Annotated in this window: 19 protein-coding genes, 1 tRNA gene and 1 pseudogene; 7 read left to right on the top strand and 14 right to left on the bottom strand. The window is 70.6% G+C overall.

Annotated features, from left to right (window positions below; translation table 11 throughout):
- The 3 genes and pseudogenes from ACIREO_RS34570 to ACIREO_RS34560 form a co-directional block, all read left to right on the top strand.
- Positions 1-229 (top strand): annotated as a pseudogene (locus tag ACIREO_RS34570) (RNA helicase); the annotation flags it as partial.
- Between the two features lie 101 nt (positions 230-330).
- Positions 331-1,887, top strand: a complete 1,557-nt coding sequence (locus tag ACIREO_RS34565; RefSeq protein ID WP_404117625.1) for an amino acid permease — start codon at positions 331-333, stop codon at positions 1,885-1,887.
- A gap of 90 nt (positions 1,888-1,977) precedes the next feature.
- Positions 1,978-2,051, top strand: a tRNA-Lys gene (locus ACIREO_RS34560).
- 342 nt (positions 2,052-2,393) lie between these two features.
- Here the strand turns inward: ACIREO_RS34560 and ACIREO_RS34555 are convergent.
- The 3 genes from ACIREO_RS34555 to ACIREO_RS34545 all read right to left on the bottom strand — a co-directional run bounded on the left by ACIREO_RS34555 (position 2,394) and on the right by ACIREO_RS34545 (position 4,420).
- A complete protein-coding gene (locus ACIREO_RS34555) occupies positions 2,394-2,939 on the bottom strand; it encodes an NUDIX hydrolase (protein WP_404117622.1) in 546 nt (181 codons plus the stop codon).
- Positions 2,940-2,950: 11 nt separating this feature from the next.
- On the bottom strand, positions 2,951-4,072 hold the full coding sequence (locus tag ACIREO_RS34550; RefSeq protein WP_404117619.1) for an adenosylhomocysteinase: 1,122 nt from the start codon (positions 4,070-4,072) through the stop codon (positions 2,951-2,953).
- A gap of 180 nt (positions 4,073-4,252) precedes the next feature.
- On the bottom strand, positions 4,253-4,420 hold the full coding sequence (locus tag ACIREO_RS34545; protein WP_404117850.1) for a hypothetical protein: 168 nt from the start codon (positions 4,418-4,420) through the stop codon (positions 4,253-4,255).
- 131 nt (positions 4,421-4,551) lie between these two features.
- Here ACIREO_RS34545 and ACIREO_RS34540 point away from each other — a divergent pair, with 131 nt between their 5' ends.
- The 3 genes from ACIREO_RS34540 to ACIREO_RS34530 all read left to right on the top strand — a co-directional run bounded on the left by ACIREO_RS34540 (position 4,552) and on the right by ACIREO_RS34530 (position 7,511).
- The gene (locus tag ACIREO_RS34540) at positions 4,552-5,670 is read left to right on the top strand and encodes a helix-turn-helix domain-containing protein (protein ID WP_404117616.1); all 1,119 of its coding nucleotides are present in this window, start codon (positions 4,552-4,554) and stop codon (positions 5,668-5,670) included.
- A 12-nt stretch (positions 5,671-5,682) separates the two neighbouring features.
- Positions 5,683-6,261, top strand: coding sequence for an HD family hydrolase (locus ACIREO_RS34535; RefSeq protein WP_404117614.1), 579 nt, complete (start codon positions 5,683-5,685; stop codon positions 6,259-6,261).
- Between the two features lie 374 nt (positions 6,262-6,635).
- Positions 6,636-7,511: a carbon-nitrogen hydrolase family protein gene (locus ACIREO_RS34530; RefSeq protein WP_404117611.1), complete on the top strand. Its 876-nt coding sequence runs from the start codon at positions 6,636-6,638 to the stop codon at positions 7,509-7,511.
- Here the strand turns inward: ACIREO_RS34530 and ACIREO_RS34525 are convergent.
- The 4 genes from ACIREO_RS34525 to ACIREO_RS34510 form a co-directional block, all read right to left on the bottom strand.
- A complete protein-coding gene (locus ACIREO_RS34525) occupies positions 7,508-9,190 on the bottom strand; it encodes an alpha-amylase family glycosyl hydrolase (protein WP_404117608.1) in 1,683 nt (560 codons plus the stop codon). The genes ACIREO_RS34530 and ACIREO_RS34525 overlap by 4 nt on opposite strands.
- Positions 9,191-9,343: 153 nt before the next feature.
- Entirely contained in the window at positions 9,344-10,192 is an 849-nt protein-coding gene (locus ACIREO_RS34520) for a carbohydrate ABC transporter permease (protein WP_404117606.1), read from the bottom strand.
- Positions 10,189-11,184 (bottom strand): carbohydrate ABC transporter permease, encoded by a 996-nt coding sequence (locus ACIREO_RS34515; protein ID WP_404117604.1) that lies wholly within the window; start codon positions 11,182-11,184, stop codon positions 10,189-10,191. Before ACIREO_RS34515 ends, ACIREO_RS34520 begins: the two co-directional genes overlap by 4 nt.
- The gene (locus ACIREO_RS34510; RefSeq protein WP_404117601.1) at positions 11,181-12,509 is read right to left on the bottom strand and encodes an extracellular solute-binding protein; all 1,329 of its coding nucleotides are present in this window, start codon (positions 12,507-12,509) and stop codon (positions 11,181-11,183) included. The genes ACIREO_RS34515 and ACIREO_RS34510 overlap by 4 nt, the downstream gene beginning before the upstream one ends.
- 168 nt (positions 12,510-12,677) lie before the next feature.
- Between ACIREO_RS34510 and ACIREO_RS34505 the strand changes: the two genes are divergently transcribed.
- Positions 12,678-13,763 carry a LacI family DNA-binding transcriptional regulator gene (locus ACIREO_RS34505; protein ID WP_404117599.1) on the top strand — a complete coding sequence of 362 codons (1,086 nt, stop codon included), beginning with the start codon at positions 12,678-12,680 and terminating at the stop codon, positions 13,761-13,763.
- A 98-nt stretch (positions 13,764-13,861) separates the two neighbouring features.
- Here the strand turns inward: ACIREO_RS34505 and ACIREO_RS34500 are convergent, their stop codons facing one another.
- The 7 genes from ACIREO_RS34500 to ACIREO_RS34470 form a co-directional block, all read right to left on the bottom strand.
- Positions 13,862-14,860 carry an ester cyclase gene (locus ACIREO_RS34500; RefSeq protein WP_404117596.1) on the bottom strand — a complete coding sequence of 333 codons (999 nt, stop codon included), beginning with the start codon at positions 14,858-14,860 and terminating at the stop codon, positions 13,862-13,864.
- Between the two features lie 108 nt (positions 14,861-14,968).
- A complete protein-coding gene (locus tag ACIREO_RS34495) occupies positions 14,969-16,315 on the bottom strand; it encodes an MFS transporter (protein WP_404117594.1) in 1,347 nt (448 codons plus the stop codon).
- Positions 16,316-16,418: 103 nt separating this feature from the next.
- Positions 16,419-17,204, bottom strand: a complete 786-nt coding sequence (locus tag ACIREO_RS34490) for an HpcH/HpaI aldolase/citrate lyase family protein (RefSeq protein ID WP_404117592.1) — start codon at positions 17,202-17,204, stop codon at positions 16,419-16,421.
- Positions 17,201-17,974 carry an SDR family NAD(P)-dependent oxidoreductase gene (locus ACIREO_RS34485; RefSeq protein WP_404117589.1) on the bottom strand — a complete coding sequence of 258 codons (774 nt, stop codon included), beginning with the start codon at positions 17,972-17,974 and terminating at the stop codon, positions 17,201-17,203. The genes ACIREO_RS34490 and ACIREO_RS34485 overlap by 4 nt, the downstream gene beginning before the upstream one ends.
- Positions 17,971-19,281, bottom strand: a complete 1,311-nt coding sequence (hisD, locus tag ACIREO_RS34480) for a histidinol dehydrogenase (RefSeq protein WP_404117587.1) — start codon at positions 19,279-19,281, stop codon at positions 17,971-17,973. Before hisD ends, ACIREO_RS34485 begins: the two co-directional genes overlap by 4 nt.
- Positions 19,282-19,366: 85 nt before the next feature.
- Positions 19,367-20,125: an alpha/beta fold hydrolase gene (locus ACIREO_RS34475; protein ID WP_404117585.1), complete on the bottom strand. Its 759-nt coding sequence runs from the start codon at positions 20,123-20,125 to the stop codon at positions 19,367-19,369.
- Positions 20,126-20,130: 5 nt separating this feature from the next.
- On the bottom strand, positions 20,131-21,270 hold the full coding sequence (locus ACIREO_RS34470; RefSeq protein WP_404117582.1) for a cupin domain-containing protein: 1,140 nt from the start codon (positions 21,268-21,270) through the stop codon (positions 20,131-20,133).
- Positions 21,271-21,412 lie beyond the last annotated feature (142 nt).

Here is a 21,412-nt window from a genome sequence, read left to right as displayed (position 1 = left end):
CGACCGTCGTGACGACCGCCCCTCCGGTGGCTTCCGCTCCGGCGGCAGCGACCGCCCGTTCAACCGCGACCGTCGTGACGACCGTCCCTCGGGCGGCTTCCGCTCCGGCGGCGGCAGCGACCGTCCGACCGGCCGCCGTGACGACCACCGCGGTGGCACCGGCACGGGCACCGGCACCGGCACCTTCGGCCGCCGCGACGACAAGCCGCGCTGGAAGCGCAACGGCTGAGTCCGGCTGACAGCTGACCGACCGCGGGGCCCGTACGACACTTCGGTGGCGTACGGGCCCCGCGGCGTTTCCGGCGTCCGTGCCAGGGCATCGCTGGGGGCATGACAAACGACGAAGCCGTGGCGGCGGAACCACCGCCCGATGCCCTCCAGGGCCCACCCGCGCCCACCTCCGACGAGGAACGGCTGGCCGAACTCGGCTACACCCAGGTGCTCGCGCGCCGGATGTCCGCCTTCTCCAACTACGCCGTCTCGTTCACGATCATCTCGGTGCTCTCCGGGTGCCTGACGCTGTACCTGTTCGGCATGAACACCGGCGGCCCCGCCGTCATCACCTGGGGCTGGGTCGGCGTCGGGCTGATGACGCTGTTCGTCGGCCTGGCGATGGCCGAGATCTGTTCGGCCTACCCGACGTCCGCGGGCCTGTACTTCTGGGCCCACCGCCTCGCCCCGCCGCGTTCGGCCGCGGCATGGGCCTGGTTCGCCGGCTGGTTCAACGTGCTCGGCCAGGTCGCCGTCACCGCCGGCATCGACTTCGGGGCCGCGTCCTTCCTCGGGGCGTACCTGAACCTCCAGTTCGGCTTCGAGGTCACGCCCGGCCGCACGATCCTGCTCTTCGCGGCGATCCTGGTCCTGCACGGCCTGCTGAACACGTTCGGGGTCGGCATCGTCGCCGTCCTCAACAACGTCAGCGTGTGGTGGCACGTCGTCGGGGTCGCCGTCATCGTGGGCGCGCTCACCTTCGTGCCGGACTCGCACCGGTCGGCGTCGTACGTCTTCACCGAGTTCGTCAACAACACCGGCTGGGGCAGCGGCTTCTACGTCGTGATGATCGGCCTGCTGATGGCGCAGTACACCTTCACGGGGTACGACGCCTCCGCCCACATGACGGAGGAGACCCACGACGCGGCCGTGGCCGGCCCGCGCGGCATCGTGCAGTCGATCTGGACGTCCTGGATCGCCGGCTTCGTGCTCCTGCTGGGCTTCACCTTCGCCATCCAGTCGTACGACGGGGCCCTGAACTCCCCGACCGGCGCCCCGCCCGCCCAGATCCTCCTGGACGCGCTGGGAGCCACCACGGGCAAGCTCCTGCTGCTCGTCGTGATCGGCGCCCAGCTCTTCTGCGGAATGGCCTCGGTGACCGCCAACAGCCGCATGATCTACGCCTTCTCTCGCGACGGGGCGCTGCCCTTCTCCCGTGTGTGGCACACGGTCAGCCCCCGCACCCGCACACCCGTCGCAGCGGTCTGGCTGGCCGCGCTCGGCGCCCTGGCCCTCGGGCTCCCGTACCTGATCAACGTCACCGCGTACGCCGCCGTGACGTCCATCGCGGTCATCGGCCTCTACATCGCCTACGTCATCCCCACGCTGCTCAGGCTGCTGCGGGGCGAGGACTTCGTCCGGGGGCCCTGGCACCTGGGCCGGTGGTCACGGCCGATCGGCATCGTCGCGGTGACCTGGGTCGGGGTGATCACGGTGCTCTTCATGCTGCCCCAGGTGTCCCCGGTCACCTGGGAGAGCTTCAACTACGCCCCACTGGCCGTCCTGGCGGTGCTCGGCTTCGCCGCCGTCTGGTGGGTGGTCTCCGCCCGCCACTGGTTCCTCAAACCGGCCACCCCGGATCACAACCACACGATCACGGACGAAACCACCCGCTGACCGGCCCGCCCCGGCAGTGACAGGGCCCGGCACCCGATACCCGATCGGCTGCCGGGCCCGGGGAAGCTATGCTCGGGGGTGATCCATCAGGGGCCGTTAGCTCAATTGGTCAGAGCAGCGGACTTTTAATCCGTTGGTTGTGGGTTCGAGTCCCACACGGCCTACTGCTAGGCCCCGGGTCAGAGCGTTTTCTGACCCGGGGCCTCTGCTTGTCGCGAGCTCGTTTCGGGCAGATGCTCCACTCCTGCTCCATCGACGTGCAAACGATCACATGACGAAGCCCGGCCGCGTGTGCGGCCCGGGCTCCTGCTGCTCAGTGCTGCGGTGTCTCAGGTTCTGCCAGGACGTGGAATCCCGTCAGTCCTCGGGGCTGTTCCAGATCGTGGGAGTCGGGTGCCTGTCCGGCTTCCCACGCTGCGACAGGTCGGCGTACCGCGGGTCGATCCACTCTGCTGACATCGGTCACCTTCATCCATGAGCTACGTCCGACCAGGGCTGGTCACCTGCTACACCATGGTGGTGAGCACGCGGCTGCGCAGCGGCTCGGAGACCAGCGTGTCGGCGGACTGCCAGGACGCCGCGGTGACCTCTTCCTCCTGGAGGACGATGTCGTCCACCGTGGTGTGGAACATGAACCGGAAGTCGAAGTGCAGGTGCTCCGGCTCATCCTTCGAGGAGTTCGCCGGGATGATGTGCGCATCGACGTGAACTGGCAGGTCGACGGTCAGCGTGACGTCGTCCGCGTCGATGCCCGTCTCCTCGGCCAGCTCGCGCAGCGCAGCCCCGACGAGCGTCTCGTCCGCCTCCTCGACGTGGCCGCCGGGCAGCAGCCACTTCGAGAGGGCGCGGTGCTCGATGGTCAAGACCCGGCCGTCGGGGCGGTGAAGCACGGCGCCGGCGGTGACGTGGCCGAGGAACTCCTTACGCGAGGTGATCGCGTCGCCCGCCTCGTCGAGGACCTGGAGCAGAGAGGCGAGCGGCTCCTTGTCCTCGGGGTGCTGGGCAAGGTAGGCGTCGAGGGTCTCGCGGACGTGCTGGGCCGTGATGGACATGGGGGTGCTCCTCATCGGTTGAAGTAGCTGAGCCAGGTGGACGCGATGGCTGCGCGGTCGGCGGGTGTGACCTCGTGCATACCGTTTCCGAGGGCGCCATGGGCCAGCATGCGAATGCTCGCCAGGATCTCTGCCTGGATGAGGAAAATGAACGGGCCCACGCTGGCCCCGTGCAGGAAGTTGACGGCGTTGCCTCCGTTCAGCAGGTAGAAGTAGTGGCCCGTGGTCTGGTAGCGGGTGACGTGGTCGCCGGACGGTGTGCGGGTGTAGACCTCGGGCAATCCGTCCAGGCCGAGTTCGTCCTCTGACGAGGTGACCGTCGCGACGTAGGCGCCGTTACGCAGCGCAGGGAAGTCCTCGTTGCGCAAGGAGACGGAGCCCGTGGCGCACAGGACCAGGCCGGCGTCGTGCAGGGCGGCGTCCCGGTCACGCGCCACGGTGAAGCCCTGGCTGAGGGCCTGGGTTCGGCGGACGGGGTCGATGTCGTACACGGTCACCTGGATGCCCTTGGCGTGCAGCAGTCGGGCGATGGAACTGCCGAGCTTCCCGAAGCCGAGGACGAGGGCCGGACGTCCGTGCAGGATGTCGCCGCGCGCCCGCATCAGGGCCTCGGTGGAAAACACGACGGACTGGCCGACGAGGAAGTCCTCCGGGTCCTTGAGCGGAGAGCGGGCCACGGACACGACGGGGCAGGGCAGCTTCTCGATGTCCGCGTACCGGCGATGGCCGTTCTCGGTGTCTTCGACTACGCCGAGGACGCGCCCGGAGAACCGGTCGCAAATAGCTTCGAGGCTGGGCGCGAAGTAGCCGCCGACATCGAGCAGCACGAGGGGCGCGCCGGCCGCACGCGACTCGAGGAAGTCAACGGCGCTTCCCGGGTCAGTGAAGAGTTCGCGCGACAGGGGGGCGCACTGGGTGAACTTCTCCACTTCGCGCTGCGCCGGGATGCTGATGGACTTCGGCTTGGGAAGGACCGCGCGCAGCTCGGAAGCCGCGGCCACCGCCCTCACGAACGAAGGCCGCTCCGGCAGCAGGTGAGTGATGAGGAGAGACGCGGGTTGCTCAGCCGGGCGGAACCGGGCGTTGATTCTGGCGAAGTACGCGTCGAGCCGGGCGTTTTCGAATGCTTCCATGGGCGTGGCCTTTCGGGTCTCAAGCGCGGGTGTGATGGCAGAGGCAGACACAGTGATGCACTTCGACGGGGCGCTCCCACGTCGGGGCGCCCGGTGGCCGTTGCTCGCCTGGCCCAGGGCATTCGCTGTGCTCGCCGATGCGGCATGTCGGGGCGAGGGCCGCTCTGGGTGGTGCGGCCTTCACGGCCGCTGCGCCGCGGCCGGCCCGGACGCGCAGCGAGCGCACTGGCAGGCCGGGAACCGGTCGCTGGCCTCGGGCCGTTCGAGGGGGACCACCTCGGCCTCCGGCTGCAGCACCCGGATCCCGCCGTCGCGGTTCACCTCGTACACCTTCATCGTCATCGCCACGACGAAGCCCCTTCCACTACCCTGAGTTGCCTGGTCATCACTGCACCCACGACGGTAGGGAGCGGGGGCCGCCGCTTGAACTGACTGCGGGTACGGGTGCCCGACCGGGGTCGACAGGCAAGGGGGACGCCATGGACACGAGCTCACGCACCACCCTGACCGGCGGTCAGGGAACACAACAGCGGGCCCGCGGCGGCATCGTGTCCGGATACGTCTTCCGGTTGATCCGTGAGCAACTGGGCCACACCCAGGATGCGCTCGCCGATCGGTTCCGGGTCTCGCCCGACACCGTTGCAGGCTGGGAATCCGGCCGCCGCTCCCTGACCGCCGTGTCAGTCGGGCAGATGCTCATGTACCGCCACCAGCTCCTGCAGCTGGGCAGTGCACCCGCCCTGCTCTTGGTCCTGGAACGGGCCATGGAAGCGGACGTCCTGCTGGTCGGCGCCCTCGACGAGGCCGTCCCCGCCGGCGACAGTCCGCTCGGCGTGTGGGTCATGCAGCGCGACCTGGTCGAAGTCCTCTCCTGGCCGCTCAACGGTGTGACCCCCACCCCGCTACGAACCCTGCCCGACCCGCCGCGACCGCGGCGCGGCCCCGTGCCGCGCGGGCCGGAGCTCCCCGCGGGCGACCGCCGCCGCTTCTTCTCCCGCATGCGTCAGACCGCCGAGCAGGCGCGCGGCGAGGACCGCTTCCTGCTCCGCCGCCAAGCCCTCTACCTGGCCGGGTACGACGACGCCCCCGACACCGCCGCATGGCTGGCACAGCAGCAGCGCACCGAGCGCCCGGACGGCTGGCTCACAGGCTGGCTCAACTCCCGCTCCGTCGCAGCCGTCGCCGCCAGGCAGGGCGACCGAGACCGGATGGGGCACTTCATCCAGAAGACGCTCGCCAACGATGACGCGGGCGAGGCCGCGAACCTCAACTACTGGGCGTACTGGATCGGCGAGGCCCCGCACCTCCAGCTGTCCGACGACTTCATCGCTGACGCGAACCCAGGCCCGTGGCCCGGAGACAAGCTGATGCGCCACCTCGTGCGAGGCATGACCCCGAACCACGGCTTCTTCGACCTGAATGTCCACACCCTGTGGGCACTGCTCGCCGCCCGCCCCAACCTGCTCCGTCCCGGCACCGTGATCGGCAACGAGCTACGCGCAGCGCTCCCCGTGATGTTGGATGACCGGGAGCTGTCGGCGCGGGCGCGCCGGGAGCTGGAGCACATCCGGTACGCAACCCGCCTTGCTGAGGCGTGAGAGGAGACGGGCGTGGCTGACGACCTGGCCGCAGTGGGGCGCTTCCTGTACGAGGCCGGCACGCTCAAGAACACGCGCCGCACCGGCTGGTGGATGGCAGGGGTCAGCGACCCGGAGAGCGTGGCCGAGCATTCGTGGCGCACCTCGCTGATCGCGTCGATCATCGCCAAGCTGGAAGGCGCCGACCCTGCGCAGGCCGCGTTCCTCGCCGTGTGGCACGACACCCAGGAGACCCGCACCGGGGACGTCAACCACCTGGGGAAGAAGTACGCACCCGCCGGTGACCCGCAGGAAGTCACCGCCGACCAGACGGCAGGCATGCCCGAGGTCCTGGCCTCGGCCGTCCGGGGCCTGGTCGCGGAGTACGAGGCGAAGGAATCGCCCGAGGCGATCTGTGCCCGCGACGCCGACAAGCTGGAGTGCATGCTGCAGGGCATCGAGTACAAGGCGCAGGGCTACGAGAACGCGCAGCGCTGGATCGACAACAGCAGGGGGCGCCTGGTCACGGAGACCGGGAAACGGCTGGCTGACGAACTCCTTGGGCAGGGGTCCCTCGACTGGCTGCGCACCGCGCTCGGCGAGGGGCCCTGACCCGGACATGCGGAGACGCCCCGTCCCGGCGATGCACCGGTACGTGCCAGTCCAGCACGACGGGTACGTGACCAGCGAGTCGGAGCCGCCGCCCCTGTCGGAGGTGCGAAGTGGAAGTGACGGCCCACGCCGAGCGCACCGGCCCAGTAGTCCCCCTGGCGTCCGGGCCGGGCCCGTACAGCGAGTGGTGCAACTCGTGGGTCGGTGAACGCCCTGTGCGCATTTGCCATGCGGGGGAACCCACACCGACCGCTGTTCATCTGCTGGGCCGCCCTGTGGAAGCCACTGGGGGAAGGGATCTTGTCCCGTGGAAGCCGTGGTGATTGGCTCGTCCCCGCCCCCGGACACACCCTGCGCGGAAGGTTCCCCCTGCGATGACGACGCCCTTGCCGATCGGCCTCGTCCAGACGGCCGCGCGGCATCACGCCGCCGACGATCCGGACGCGTTCGCCGCGGAGGTACGTGGCGTCACGGAGGCGCATCCCGATGTCCGGCTGCTCGCCTATCCGGAGCTCCACCTGTGCGGCCACAGGCCCGGCGAGGACCCCGAGGCGGTCATGACCGTGGCCGCCGAGCCGCTGGACGGGCCCCGCGGGAACCGGCTGGCGGCTCTCGCCCGCGAACTGGGCGTCTGGCTGGTGCCCGGCAGCGTCTACGAACAGGGCGCGGACGGCCGGATCTACAACACGGCCCCCGTCTACTCACCCGCGGGCGAACGGGTCGCGGCGTACCGCAAGATCTTCCCGTGGCGGCCCTACGAGACCACGGCGTCCGGCAGTGACTTCGTGGTCTTCGACATGGAGGGCTACGGGCGCGTGGGCCTGACGATCTGCTACGACGCCTGGTTCCCCGAGACGACGCGCCACCTCGCGTGGCAGGGCGCCGACCTCGTGGTGAACCTGGTGCGCACGCCCACCGTCGACCGCGCCCAGGAAGTCGTGCTCGCTCAGGCCAACGCCATCGTGAACCAGGTGTTCATGGCCAGCCTCAACGCGGCGGCGCCGGACGGCGTCGGGCGCAGCGTCGTCGTGGGCCCCGAGGGAGACATGCGCGCCGAGGCGGGGCCCGGTCCGGAAGAGGTCCTGACGGACGTGCTCGACCTCGTCGAGGCCCGTCGGGTGCGCGCACGGGGGACCGCCGGGCTCACCCGGGTGTGGGACCCCTTCGCGGACGGTCAGCCGCCCATCGAACTGCCCCTGTACGGAGGCCGGATCGACCCCGAGCGGTGGCGCCGCGGGGCCCGCCCCTAAGCGGACCCGACCCGCAGCCAGACGGTGGTCCACGGCGGGAGCTCGTCACCGGTCAGTGGGCCGGAGGCGAGCAGGACTTCGCCGTGCGGCAGTGCGACGGGCTCACCGGACAGGTTGCTCACGGTGTGCCAGCCGCCCGTACGGGCGAAGTGCAGCAGGCCCTGGCGTGACTGCTCCCGCGATCCGGCCCACTCCAGCGTCTCGTCCGCGACCAGCGTGCGGCGCAGTCGCAGGGCCTCGCGGTAGAGCTCCAGGAAAGACCCCGCGTCACCGCTCTGCACGTCCGCGGCGTAACGGCCCCAGCCCGCGGGCTGCGGCAGCCACGAGCCGCCGGGGCCGAACCCGAAGCTCGCGCCCTCGCGGGTCCAAGGCAGCGGCACCCGGCAGCCGTCGCGGCCCTTGACGCGCCCGCCGCTGCGTACCCACATCGGGTCCTGCAGGTCCGCGCGGTCCAGACCCGCGACCTCGGGCAGCCCCAGCTCCTCACCCTGATAGACGTACGCGGACCCGGGCAGCCCGAGCATCAACAGCGCCGCGGCGCGCGCCTTGCGCACACCCGTCGGCAGGTCGGGCACGGGTGCCAGGCCGTCGGTGAGCAGCCATGCCTCGATGTCGGGCTTGGTGTAGTCGCCCGGCAGGGCGTAACGCGAGACATGGCGCACCACGTCGTGGTTGGAGAGCACCCAGGTGCTGGTCGCCCCCGCGTCACGGGCGTCGGCGAGCGCGGAGTCGATGATGGTGTGCATCTCAGCCGCGTCGAGCCGTGCGCCGAGGAAGTCGAAGTTGAACGCCTGGCCCAGCCCGTCCGCGGAGGCGTAGGCCGTACGCCGCGAGGCACGCACCCATGCCTCCGCGACGGCGAAGCGCGGCGGGTCGTACGCGTTGAAGACCTGCCGCCAGCCGCGGTAGATCTCGTGGACCGCGTCGCGGTCCCACAGCGGATGACTGCCGTCGAGGGGCAGCGCGCCGGGCTGGTAACTCAGCTGCTCGCCGAGGTCGCGCATCGGCTCGCGCAGGTCCTTGGCGAGTCCGTGGGCGACGTCCACACGGAATCCGGCGACGCCCCGGTCGGACCAGAACCGCAGGGTGTGGTGGAAGTCCTCGCGGACGTCGGGGTTGTCCCAGTTGAAGTCGGGCTGCTGGGGGGCGTAGAGGTGCAGGTACCACTGCCCGTCCGGCACCCGGGTCCAGGCGGGGCCGCCGAAGCTGGACGGCCAGTCGGTGGGCGGGAGTTCACCGTCCTCCCCGCGGCCGTCGCGGAAGACGTAGCGCCCGCGTGCGGCCGAGCCGGGCGCGGCCGCGAGTGCCTCCTGGAACCAGACGTGCTGGTCGGAGGAGTGGTTGGGGACGATGTCGACCATGATCTTCAGGCCGAGCCGGCGGGCCGTGACGACCATCTCGTCGAAGTCGTCGAGGGTGCCGAGCCGGGGATCGACGTCGCGGTAGTCGGCCACGTCGTAGCCGCCGTCGGCCAGCTCCGAGGGGTAGAACGGGCTCAGCCAGACGGCATCCACGCCGAGATCGGCGAGGTAGGGCAGACGCGAGGTGACCCCGGGGATGTCACCGATGCCGTCACCGTCGGAGTCGGCGAAACTCCGCGGGTAGATCTGGTAGATGACGGCCTGCCGCCACCAGTCCGCGTCGTGCGGGGAGCGGGCGGGGGAGTCGTGGTGGTGCATGTGTGCCTCTCGGGCGTGTCCCCGGGCGGGGTGCGGGTGTGCGGGTGTGCGGCAGGCGGGGCAACGGCCGGCGGTGGCCGGGGTGCGGGTTTGCGGGCAGGCGGGGCAACGGCCGGCGGTGGCCGGCCTGCGGGGCTTCGGGCGGGCTGCTGCTCAGCCCTTCACAGCGCCGGTGGTCATGCCGGAGACGACCGACCGGCGGAAGATCAGCACCAGGAGCGCGATCGGCACGGTGGCCACCATCGCGCCGGCGAAGATCACGCCGTACGGGACCTGGTACTGGCTGGTGAACAGCGCGATGCCGACGGAGACCGTGCGGCGGTCGTCGGAACCGTTGAACGTGAGCGCGAGCAGGAACTCCGACCAGGTCGCGGTGAAGGCGAACACCCCGGCCGTGAACAGCCCGGGCCGGGCCAGCGGCAGGATCACCGTCAGGGCGGTACGCAGCGGGCCGGCGCCGTCGACCACGGCGGCCTCCTCCAGCTCTCCCGGAATGCCACTGAGGTAGTTGCGCATGATCCAGATCGCGAACGGCAGATTCAGCGCCACGTACGGGATGATCAGGCCCGGATAGCTGTTGAGCAGCCCGGCCTGCCGCTCCACCAGGAACAAGGGGACGAGCAGGGCGATCGGCGGGAAGACCGACAGCATCAGCAGCACGGTCATGACGGCCCCACGCCCGCGCAACGGCAGTCGGGCGAGGGCGTAACCGGCGAAGAACGCCAGGGAGAGGATCAGCACGGTGGAGACGCAGGCCACGACGACGCTGTTGAGGAAGTAGTGGCCGATGCCGTTGCGCAGGAAAGCCGTCTCGTAGTTGCTCAGGGTGAGGTCCTCCGGCAGCAGGGAGGGCGGAGTCGCGCTGATCTCCCCGGGCCCCTTCAGCGAGGCGGACGCCATCCAGACAAGGGGCAGCAGGGCGCACCCGGCGATCAGCAGCCCGCCGAGGTTGACGACATTCACATAGCGGCGCACGCCTGTGCGCGGGACGTGGCGGCTCATGCCCGGCCCTCCTCGTCGACTTGGGTGCGAAAGACACGCAGGAACAACAGGCAGCAGCCCAGGACTATGGCCGCGGTGGTGACGGCGACGGCGGCGCCGCCTCCGAAGTCGAGATTCTGGAAGAGGATCCGGTAGCCGAGCATCGCCACGGACTGGGTGGCCGTGCCGGGGCCGCCCTGGGTGAGCACGAACGGCAGGTCGAAGATCCCGAACGCCTGGAGGATGCGGAAGAGGACCGCGATGGCGACGATCGGCCGCAGTTGCGGCAGCGTGACCTTCCAGAACGTGGTCCATGCGCCGGCACCGTCGATCTCCGCGGCTTCGTAGACGTCTGCCGGGATGAGCATCAGGCCGGCAAGGACGACGATGGCGACGAACGGCGTCGTCTTCCACACGTCGACCACCACCATCGCGGCCATCGCGGGCACCGGCTCCCCGAGGATGTCCGGGCGGGTGCCGAGCAGCTGCTCGCAGAGCCAGCCCACCGCTCCGTAGGTGCCGTTGAACAGGTACGACCACAGCTGCGCGGCGACCACGTTGATCAGCGCCCAGGGCAGCAGGAGCAGCGCGAGGATCCAGCCGCGGGCGGCTCCGAGCCGTTCCAGGACGAGCGCCACCAGCGTCCCGAGAACCAGCTCGACGAAGACCGAGACGATCGTGAAGCCCAGGGTGAACAGGAGCGCCCGGTACCACTCGGAGTGCGTCAGCAGCGTCTCGTAGTGGGCGAGGGTGGGCGAGCCGAGCCGCAGGCCGCCGTATTCGAGGCGGACCTCGAAGAACGAGAGCACCAGCGAGAAGACGACGGGGAAGACGGTCACCGCGGCGATCACCAGGAGCGCGGGGGAGGCGAAGAACCACCCGGTGCGAGCGCGGCGGCGGGTGGCGAAGCCCGGGGGCGTCGTCCTCGGCGGCTGTCGCGACGCCTCGGTGTGTGTGGCGCCGCCTTCGCCCTTCGACGTCCGTGCCCTCTTCATCTGCCGTACGGAACTCACAGGGCGTTTCCTTCCAGTGCTGTACGCAGTCCCTCGCGTGCGGCGCGGACGCCGGCCGCGGGGGAGAGGCTGCCGCGTACGACTGCGTTCGCCGGGGTGTACAGCGCCTTGCTGACCTGCGGGTAGTACGGCGTGTGTGTGGGCCGGGAGACGAGTCGCAGGTCGGCGGCGCGCAGGACCGTCGGGTCGCCGGCGGCGTGCGCCTCCCGGCCGTCGAGCACAGAGGTCATCGCGGGGATGACACCGGCCTCCCGGGCGAGGAGCCGCTGCACCTCGGGCCCGGCGCAGAACCGGGCGAACTCCATGGCGGCGCCCAGCTCCTGGGAGCTCGGGTTGACGAGATTGCTCCATCCGCCGGCACAGGAGACACCGGAGCGGCCGGTGCCCTCGAAGCCCGGACGCAGTGCCGCCCCGACCTTTCCGGCGACCCGGGAGGCCCCTGGGGTGCTCGCATTGACCCAGGCGTAGGACCAGTTGCGCAGGAACAGCCCGCGCCCGGTGACGAAGGCGTCCTGCGCGTCGGATTCCTCGTACGTCGCCACCGTTCGGGGCGTGACCCCGCGGGCGGTGAACTCGGCCATCAGCGAGAACGCCCGCTCCGCCTCCGGGCCGCCCAGCGCGGCCCTGCCCTGGTCGTCCAGGACGGTGGCGCCCGCGTCGGCGAGGAACTCGGTGACATTGGCCGTCAGCGACTCGGTCACCGCCGCCTGCCACAGGAACCCGGCCTCCACGTCACCGGCACTCTGCACCGTGCGGGAGGTGTGCAGCAGCTCCTCCCAGCTACGGGGGACGCGCAGCCCGTGCTTGGTGAGCAGATCCTTGCGATAGAAGAGGTAGGTGCTGTCGATGAAGAACGGCACCGCGTAGGTCTTGCCCTGATAGGTGGAGCTGCTCCGCAGAGCCGCCGGGTAGGCGTCCCAGAAGCCGCTCGGGAGCAGCGTCTCCACCGGCAGGGCCAGCGAGGAGTGACCGAACTGCGCGGGCCACGTCGTGTCGCCCAGATACACATCGGGCTGAGCGGAGCCGCCGGCGAGCTGGGTGGCGATGGCGCTGCGGTTGCCGTCGGAGGTGGACAGCGCGTTGATCTTCGAGACGCGGATCCCGGGATGGCGTCGCTCGAAGGCACGGATGATCAGGTCGGCGACGACAGCGCCCCGTCGTGAGGGGATCTCGGAGACCCACCAGGTCAGCCGGGCCGGCCTGCGGGGGACGACCGAGGCCCGCGTGAGCAGGTCGTCGAGGTTCTTTCCTCCGCATCCGGACAGCAGACCCGCCGCGGCGGTGCTCACGGCGCCCGTCAGCAGTGCTCTGCGGTGCAGGGACATGGCGTGCTCCTCCCCTCTCGGGCTGCCTGATGACAGCGCTAGCAAAGTACGGAGCGCCTTGCTGGGGTGTCAACGGTCTCGACCGGGTAATCGCAGCATGGAGCGAAAATGACAGCGCTGTCAGTCCGTGCGTCCTGGAGGGGAGATCGGTGTGTTAGCGTCCCGCGCATGGCTGGTGAATCCGCTGAAACCGCTGAGAAGGGCGCCACGTTGGCGGACGTCGCCCAGAGGGCCGGAGTCTCGCCCTCGACGGTCTCCCGCACCCTGCGCGGTCTGTCGACGGTGTCCCCGGAGACCCGGGCGCGTGTGGAGAAGGCGGCGCGCGAGCTGTCGTTCGCGATCTCGCGCAGCGCGTCCAGTCTGGTCACGGGTCGCACGGGCCGGGTCGCCGTACTCGTACCCAACCTCGACTCCTGGTTCCTGGGTGCGGCACTCGCCGGTATGGCACCCGCGCTCACCTCGGCCGGTCTGGACATGCTGGTCTACAGCGTCATCGACGCCGAGCAGCGCGCACACTTCTTCGACCACCTGCCGGCCCGGCGCAACGCCGACGCCCTGCTCGTCGTCAGTTTCGCGCTCTCCCCGGAGGAGCGGGCGCGCCTCGACGACCTGGGCATGCCCCTGGTCTTCGTCAGCCAGCACGAGGAGGGCAGGGCCAGCGTCTACGTGGACGACGTGGAGGCGGCCCAGCGCGGCACCCGCTACCTGATCAACCTCGGCCACCGCCGCATCGCCTACCTGGAGCCCGCGGACGCCTCGGGCTTCGCATGGAGCAGCAGAGCTCGCCTCGACGGGTACCGCAAGGCCCTGGTGGAGGCGGGCATCGCCCAAGGTGACGAGCTCGTCCGCCAGGTCGCCCACTGGCAGGGCCCGAGCCTGGAAGCAGCGGTGGGGGGACTGCTGAGCCTTGCCGAGCCCCCCACGGCGATCTTCGCCGAGACGGACGACATAGCCTTCAGGCTCCTCACGGTGCTGCGCGGCGTCAACGTCCCGGTTCCGCAGCGGATGTCGGTGCTGGGGTTCGACGGTCACTCGATGGCGGAGCCCTGGGACCTGTCCACGATGACCCAGCCGGCCCGCCGGCTGGGCGAGGCGGCCGCGGACCTGGTGCACCGTGTGATCAACGATCCCGACGCGCACCGGGAGCGACACGTGGTCCTGCCGGTGGAACTCGTCCCGCGTGGCAGCGCGGGCCCGGCGCCGTCCCCGGCGCCCGACGACGACGGGGACGGCGGTCCGGCACACCGGACCTGACGCCGCCCTGGCCTTGGGGCCTCGACAAGGTCCGGCCGCCCCGCCTCGGACGGTCGGACGCCTGAGGCGGGGCACACCCTGGGGAACAGGGGACGGCGTCAGTAGATGTTGGCCTCCACCGCCGGGCCGTCACCCCGGGTGCTGTTGATCTGGGCGCGCAGCGAGATCTCGTCGTAGACACGGACCTCCTTGACGATCCGCCCCTCCTGGATCAGGAACTGGGACACCCCGAGGACGGTCACCGGCTTGTCGGTCAGCGGGCCGAAGGCCGGCGTGCCCCGGTAGGTGCCGTGCATGGTCCAGGTGACGGCCACCCGCAGGCCGGCGTAGCGCGGCGCGTAGTTGGTCTGGATGTCCCGCACCGCGAACCGGGCGTCCGGGAAGGCGCCGACCATGGCCAGCAGATCGGCCTGGTAGCGCTCCGGGCGGATGACGGTCCGGTCGCCGACGGTGTGCAGGAAGAGGTCGCGCACCATGAAGTCGTTGACCCTGTGCAGCCGTCGCCGCGTCCACACGTCCTCGATGAACTCCAGCACCATCTCGCACTCGGGCCGGAACTCGTCGGGGCGCGGACCGCTGACGCCCGCCAGCAGAACGTCCTTCGGCGGCTCCGCGGTCATCGACCCGCTGTATCCCTGGAACTGCAGGGCGCGGGCCGCTTCGTCCGGGTCCCCGCCGCGCTGCAGACAGTCCGCGAGCTCGTCGCGGACAACCCACTCCTCGACCATCCGGCCCCGGCGGTAGAGGCAGTTGGCGACGGTGCGCTTACGGATGCGGATGTTACGGCCGTCCACCAGGTGTTCGTCCGCGGAGAAGACGAGGTGCGAACTGAGGAAGGCGTCGTCCCCGCGCGCTTCCCACACCACGTCCTCGGCCTGCCCGATGTGGCCGGGCGTGCTGCCCATGCGCATCGTGCTGCCTTCGATCACCCCGTCGCGGCCCACCACGGTGCCCAGACCGGTGTGGACGATCGAGTCCGGTTCGTAGTTCTCGACGATGTGGTCGATGTCGCGGTCCACCCAGATGCGGTCGGTGACCTCACGGATGAAGTCGTCCGGGTCCTTGTAGGGGAGGTAGGCGGCGGGGTCCAGCGGCATGATTTCTCACCTTTGGGTCTGTGCGGGGTATGCGTATGTATACGGGCAGGGTCGTGGCCCTGCGTGCCGGGGGTGTGCGCGGTGCCGGTGCTGTGGCCCCCATGCTGGTCACTGGGCGAACTTGTCCGCTCCCAGATGACTCCGGTACGTCTCCGTCATGAAGGTACTCACGACGACGAGCGCCATGACCGCGGCTGCCGCGAGGTAGACCCACACGGCATAGATCGTGTCGAAGCTGCTGACGAGCAGCGTCGCCACGAACGGGGTGATCCCCTGGAAGATGGAGAACGAGCTGTTGTACGCGATGGCGCTCGCGCTGAACCGCGTACGCGTGGCGAAGAGTTCCGCCGTGCAGACCGTGACGATGCCGGTCAGGAAGAACTCGGGGATGATGTAGATCAGCTGGCTCGCGATCGCCGTGCCGAAGGTGCCGCCCTCGCCGACCCGGAAGGCCAGCGGCACCAGGACGATGCAGGCGACGGCGCCGGTGACCAGCATGGGTTTACGCCCGATCCGGTCCGAGAGGATGCCCGCAAGGGGCAGCAGCGGGATGAGTACGGCAACCGAGATCGCGTTGGACGTCAGTGCCATCCAGCGGGGCAGTCCCAGTGTGCCGGTCAGGTACTCGGGATAGAACGTGACCCAGCTGTAGGACAGGATCGCGAGCATGACGGAGACGCCGCAGAGCACGAGTATCGGACGCCGCTGCGTGCGCAGGGCTTCCCGGATCGGTGACTTGACGACCTCCTTGCCACCGTCCGTGGCCCGCATGAACTCGGGTGACTCCGAGATGTGCCTCCGCAGCCAGATCCCGACCGCGCTGAGCGGGAGTGCGAGCAGGAACGGGATGCGCCAGCCCCAGGAGCCCAGCGTGGGCCCGTCGAACACCCAGCTGGTGAGCGCGGCGGTGCCGGCCCCGGCGAGGAGTCCGACGAAACAGCTGTTGGAGGCGTACGAGGCGTAGTAGGCCCGCCGGTCGGGTTCCGCCCACTCCACGATGAAGGCCACGGCCCCTACGTACTCCCCGCCCGAGATCATGCCCTGGACGACGCGCAGCAGCAGGAGGAGCAGGGGCGCGAGGATCCCTATCTGGTGATAGGTCGGCAGGGCGCCGATCAGGGCGGTGGTCACGCCCATGAACGCGATGGTCCACAGCAGGGTCTTCTTGCGGCCCACCCGGTCGCCCCAGCGGCCGACGAGCGTCCCGCCCAGGGGACGGAACAGGCAGGCGATGGCGATGATCGCGTACGTGCTCAGTACCGCCACCGTCGGATCGCTGTCCGGGAAGAAGGCGGGGGCCAGGACCGGCGCCATGTAGCCGTAGAGGCCGTAGTCGAACTGTTCGACGAAGTTACCGATGCTTCCCGCGCCGATGGCTCGGCGTATCGCCCTCCGCTTCTCCGCGTCGACCCCTGGGGTACCGGTGGCGGCGGTGGGCGGCGCTACAGCGGACATGACGTCTCCGATCGCGCAGTGGACTGGTTGTGCATACGTATGAATGTCTGCCGAACACTAAGGAGCCCGACGGAGGCCGTCAAGAGGTGTCGCGGACGCGCTCTCACGAGGGCCTGCCGGCCCCGTCGGAGGCTCCGGCCCCCGGCAGGGACCGGAAGGTGTCCATCAGGACCTGGGCCATGTTGTAGAGCACCAGTCGTGCCCCCGCCCGCTCGGCCGCCCTGGCGGCCTCGGCACCCGGGACGATCGTCATGACCACCGGGCCCGCCTCACGGGTGGCCCGATGGGCCGTGGCGACCAGACCGTCGATCACGTCCTGGCCGGGAAAGGCGCAGTCCGCCGCCAGGTCGGCCGGGCCCACCAGGACCGCGTCCACACCCCGCGTGCCCGCGATGTCCCCGGCGGCGGCACAGGCCCGCTCCGTCTCGATCATCGCCACCACCAGGGTGTCCCGCGAGGCGGCCAGGTGATCGGCCGCCGAGACCGTCCCGAAGCGGCCCGCCCTGCTGTACGTGGCGAATCCCCGCGTCCCCAGCGGCGGGTAGTGGACCGAGGCCACGGCGCGTCGCGCGTCCTGCGCGGAGTCGACATGCGGATGGATGAGACCCGCGGCGCCCAGGTCCAGACACCGCAGGGCGAGGGCCGGTTCGGACGTACCCACGCGGACGAGGACATCGAGGCCGTGCGCCGCCGCAGCCGTCAGATGGTGCTGGAGCAGGGCCATGTCGGCCGGCCCGTGCTCGCAGTCGATGACCACGTAGTCGAGGCCGGCGACCCCCGCCATCTCCACCAGGGTCTCCGAGGGCAGCCGCAGCAGGGCGCCGTACAGCGTCTCACCGGCCGCGAGCCGCGCCTTGAGGGAGCGGCGGCCCGCGTGCACCGCGGTCACCGCGCCACCATCCCCGCGGAGAGGTCGATGTCCGCACCGCACAGGCCGGGCATCCGCAGCATCGCACTCACCGCGGCGCCGACCTCCTCCTCGCTCACCATCCGCCCGAGGGCCGAGCGGGATACGAACGCCTCCTCGGCCTCGGCGTAGCTGCTGCCGGTGCGCTCCGCCTCCAGGCGGAAGTTCCGCTCCATCCGGGGCCCCGATACGGGCCCGGGGGACAGGGAGTTCACCGTGACCCCCAGCGGGCCCACCTCGCCCGCCAGGGTCGCGGTCAGGCCGATGACCGCCATCTTCGAGGCGCAGTAGGGCGTGCGCCGGAGCAGGGGACGCTTCCCCGACACCGAGGCGATGTTCACGACGTCCCCGGCGCCACGCGCGGTCATGGCGGGGAGGAAGGCCCGGCACATCAGGAACACCCCACGCACGTTCACGTCGAAGACCTCGTCCCAGTCCCGCGCCGAGATCTCGGTCAGCGGAGCCACCGGCCCCGCGATCCCGGCGTTGTTGACCAGTACCGAGATCTCCTCGTCCGCCAGGCTCTCCGCGAGCCTCTCGACGTCGTCCGGCCGGGACACGTCGCAGACCCGGTGGACGACGTCCGGGCCCAGACGCGAGGCCGTCTCCTTCAGGGTGTGTTCGCTGCGGCCGGTGATCACCACACGGGCACCGTCGGACACCAGCGAGCGTGCGACGGCCGCACCGAGACCACTGCCGCCTCCGCTGATCAGGGCGGTGCGCCCGGTCAGAGGCTGTGCGCCGTCGCTCATGCGCCCGCCTCCTCGTTCCACGGCAGCGTGCCGTTGCCGTACTTGGCGGCCCGCACGTCACCGGAGCGGGCGTGCCCCTCGAACAGCTCGACGCGCGCAGCCCGCCCGCACACCTCGCCGAGCAGCGCCGACGACGCGGTGTCCGTGACCTCCTGGTAGGTCACCGTCTTCAGGTACTTCCCCACCCACAGGCCTCCGGTGTACCGCGCGGCCCCCCGGGTGGGCAGCACGTGGTTGGTGCCGATGACCTTGTCCCCGTACGAGACGCAGGTGCCTTCCCCGAGGAAGAGGGCGCCGTAGTCGGTCATCCGGTCCAGCGCCTGACGCGGGTTCTCCGTCAGGACCTCCACGTGCTCACTGGCGTAGGAGTCCGCGATCCGGAAGGCCTCGTCCAGGGAGCCGGCCACGACGATCTCGCCGTGGTCGCGCCAGGCCGGTCCGGCGAAGTCCTTCGTCGGCATGCCGGGCAGCAGGCGTTCGATGTGGCGCTCGACCTCCCGGCCGAGCTCCTCGGACGTGGTGACGAGCACGGCGGGGGAGTCCGGGCCGTGCTCGGCCTGCGAGAGGAGATCGACGGCCACCACGAACGGGTCGGCGTGCTCGTCGGCGATCACCAGGATCTCCGTCGGCCCCGCGAACAGGTCGATGCCGACCTCGCCGAAGAGCTGGCGCTTGGCCTCCGCCACGTACGCGTTGCCGGGTCCCGCGATCAGCGGCACCCGGCCGACCGTCTCGGTGCCGATGGCGAGCGCCGCCACGGCCTGGACCCCGCCCAGCAGGTAGATCTCGTCAGCACCCGCCAGATGCATCGCCGCGACCGTCGCGGCGGGAATCTCGCCCCGGATCGGCGGGGTGCAGGCGGCGACCCTCTCCACCCCGGCCACCTTCGCGGTCACGATCGTCATGTGCGCCGACGCGGTCAGGGGGTAACGGCCGCCGGGCACGTAGGCACCGGCTCCGGCCACGGGGACGTGCCGGTGCCCGAGGTGGACTCCGGGCAGGGTCTCGATCTCGACGTCGTGCAGCGAGTCGCGCTGCGCCTGGGCGAAGGTGCGTACCTGGCGCTGGACGAAGCGGATGTCCTCCAGGACCGTCTCCGGCACACCGGCGATGATCTTGTCGATCCTCTCCGGGCTCAGACGGAAGGACTCCGGGCTCCAGTTGTCGAACTTCTCGGAGTACTGGCGGACCGCTTCGTCACCCCGTTCGCGGATGTCGTCGAGGATCGCGTGGACGCGCTCGGCGACATCCGCGCGGGCGGCGCGCACCTGACCGGCGGGCACGGGGGATTTGAGGAAACGAGGCATGACGACCTTCTTCGGGGTGCGTGCGGATGCGGAGATATGAGAGCGGGGAGCGGGGAGGAGAGCTGAGAGCGTCCGCCCGGGTGGTTCAAGCGGCCGGGGGCGCGGGACGAGCGGACGGTGCCGGCGGTTGCGCTGCCCGTACCCGGGCCAGCAGGTCCCGCAGCGCCGAGGAGACGACGGCCGGGCTCTGCCACGGCAGCAGGTGGCCGGCCCCGGGTACCTCGCGCAGTTCCGCGCCCGGCACGGCCCGCGCGATGACCCGGTGGAACTCAGGCGGGCACAACGCGTCCCGCGCCCCGGACAGGACCACCGCCGGACACCGCGCGGTGCGCAGCGCACCGGCCGCGTCGTGACGGGTCGCCTGCGCGGCGAGCTGGGCGCGGGCCGCTTCGGGGCCCACGGCGTACGCCATGCGCCGGTAGCGCTCGGCGGACGCGTCCGGTGGCCGTGGCGTGGGGAACATGCCCGGCAGCGTCTGTTCGACGGCGTCCGCGAACCGGCCGTCGGCGATCAGTCCGTCCATCGCGCGCCAGGCGGCGTACTGCTCGGGCCGGGGCGCGCCCGCGTTCGTCGACATGACGCACAGGCCGCGGAACCGTTCCGGGGCCCGGCGCAGCGCCTCGAAGGCGACGATGGCCCCGAGGCTGAGGCCGACCGCGACGAACGGGCCGCGCACCGAGGACAGCAGGTCCTCCGCCATGGCCCCGATGTCCGGCTTCGTCAGCTCGACATGCCGGACCGGATGGCCCTCGGGGAACACCACCTCGGACCAGAGGCCCGCGTCGCACAGCATCCCGGGGACCACCACCAGGGGCGGCGGGCTCGCGGGTCCGTCGCCGGGCACGGCGGTCACCAGCGGCGCGCGGAGCGGGGCAGCAGGGCGTACGGCGCGACGTAGCCGTTGTGGTCGATGCCGAGCCCCGCGTCGGCGGCGCTCTTGGCGACCTCCTCGTCCCACTCCAGGCGGACCCGGCCGTCACCGGAGTTGACGACCATCAGGTCGCCCTGCCCGTCGCCGACGTTGCGCACGGCGCGCCAGGCGCCCTGCGGCACGGAGAGCATGTCGCGCGGTCCCAGGCGCACCGACACGGGATCGGTGCGGTTGAGCGTGACCTCCCACAGGCCGTCCTTGACGATCAGCGTCTGCGTCTCGTGCTGCCGGTGGAAGGAGACGCCCTGCCCGGGGTCGGCCCGCAGCCAGGCGACGTTGTGTCCGTGCGGGTTGAAGATCCGGGGCTCCTGGTGCAGGTCCTCGGTCATGCCGTACCCGATGACGCAGCTCAGCCGTGCTCCTCCGCCCGGCAGCGTGCTGTCGAGGAAGGGCCGCTCCGACCACACCAGCTCGTCCGCCGCCGCGACGCGCCGCTTCATCTCCTCGGCGCTGTAGTGGCGCAGCCGGTCGATGTGCTCCTGGGCCATCGGCTCGGTCAGCTCGGTCCCGGGCGGTACCCCGTCACCGGCGACCGTGTCGATCAGTTCGTTGTCGGCGGTGAGGTACAGGCCGTGTCCCTCGGCCTCGCGCAGGACAGAGGGGCCCCAGATGATGCCACCGGTGTGGTCCATACCGAGCACGGTGAACATCCAGCCGTCGTCGGGACCGGTGTTGGTGAAGCCGCGGAAGATCCAGGTGGGGATGGACGCGATGTCCCCTGCCTTGAGCAGGTGCTCCCCCTCGGAGCCGTCCGCGCCCCAGCGCAGGAGGTATTCGCCCTCGGTGCAGACGAACACCTCGGCCGTGTAGTGGAGGTGGAGGTTGTTGACGACGCCGTGCGGCATGGCGGCCGCACCGATGTTGTATCCGTGCGGCAGCCGGAGGTTGACGTGCTGGCCGGCGGCCTGCGAGACGCCGGGCCCGATCATGGCGTAGTTCTCCTTCCGGTCGGAGCCCGGCGTCCGGCAGTCGATGAAGGCCTGGTTGCAGGAGACGAAGTCACTGCGGCGGACCGTGCGGCGCCCCAGCTCGGCGGTGGACACGACGACATCGGGCATGACTGCTCCCTTGGTTCGAAATACGCTTGGAATACGTATGTATTTCCATGACAGGGCTTTCGCCGGGCGATGTCAAGGGGTCACACAAGGGCGGTCCTGTTTACGTGCACTGCATGGGGGTTCCCGGTGCGCTTCCGTGGAG

It is taken from the genome of Streptomyces sp. NPDC102441, assembly GCF_044765585.1.
GTDB lineage: Bacteria > Actinomycetota > Actinomycetes > Streptomycetales > Streptomycetaceae > Streptomyces.
The sequence above is the reverse complement of the archived record's forward strand: the minus strand, read 5'-3'. Positions and strand labels throughout refer to the sequence as shown.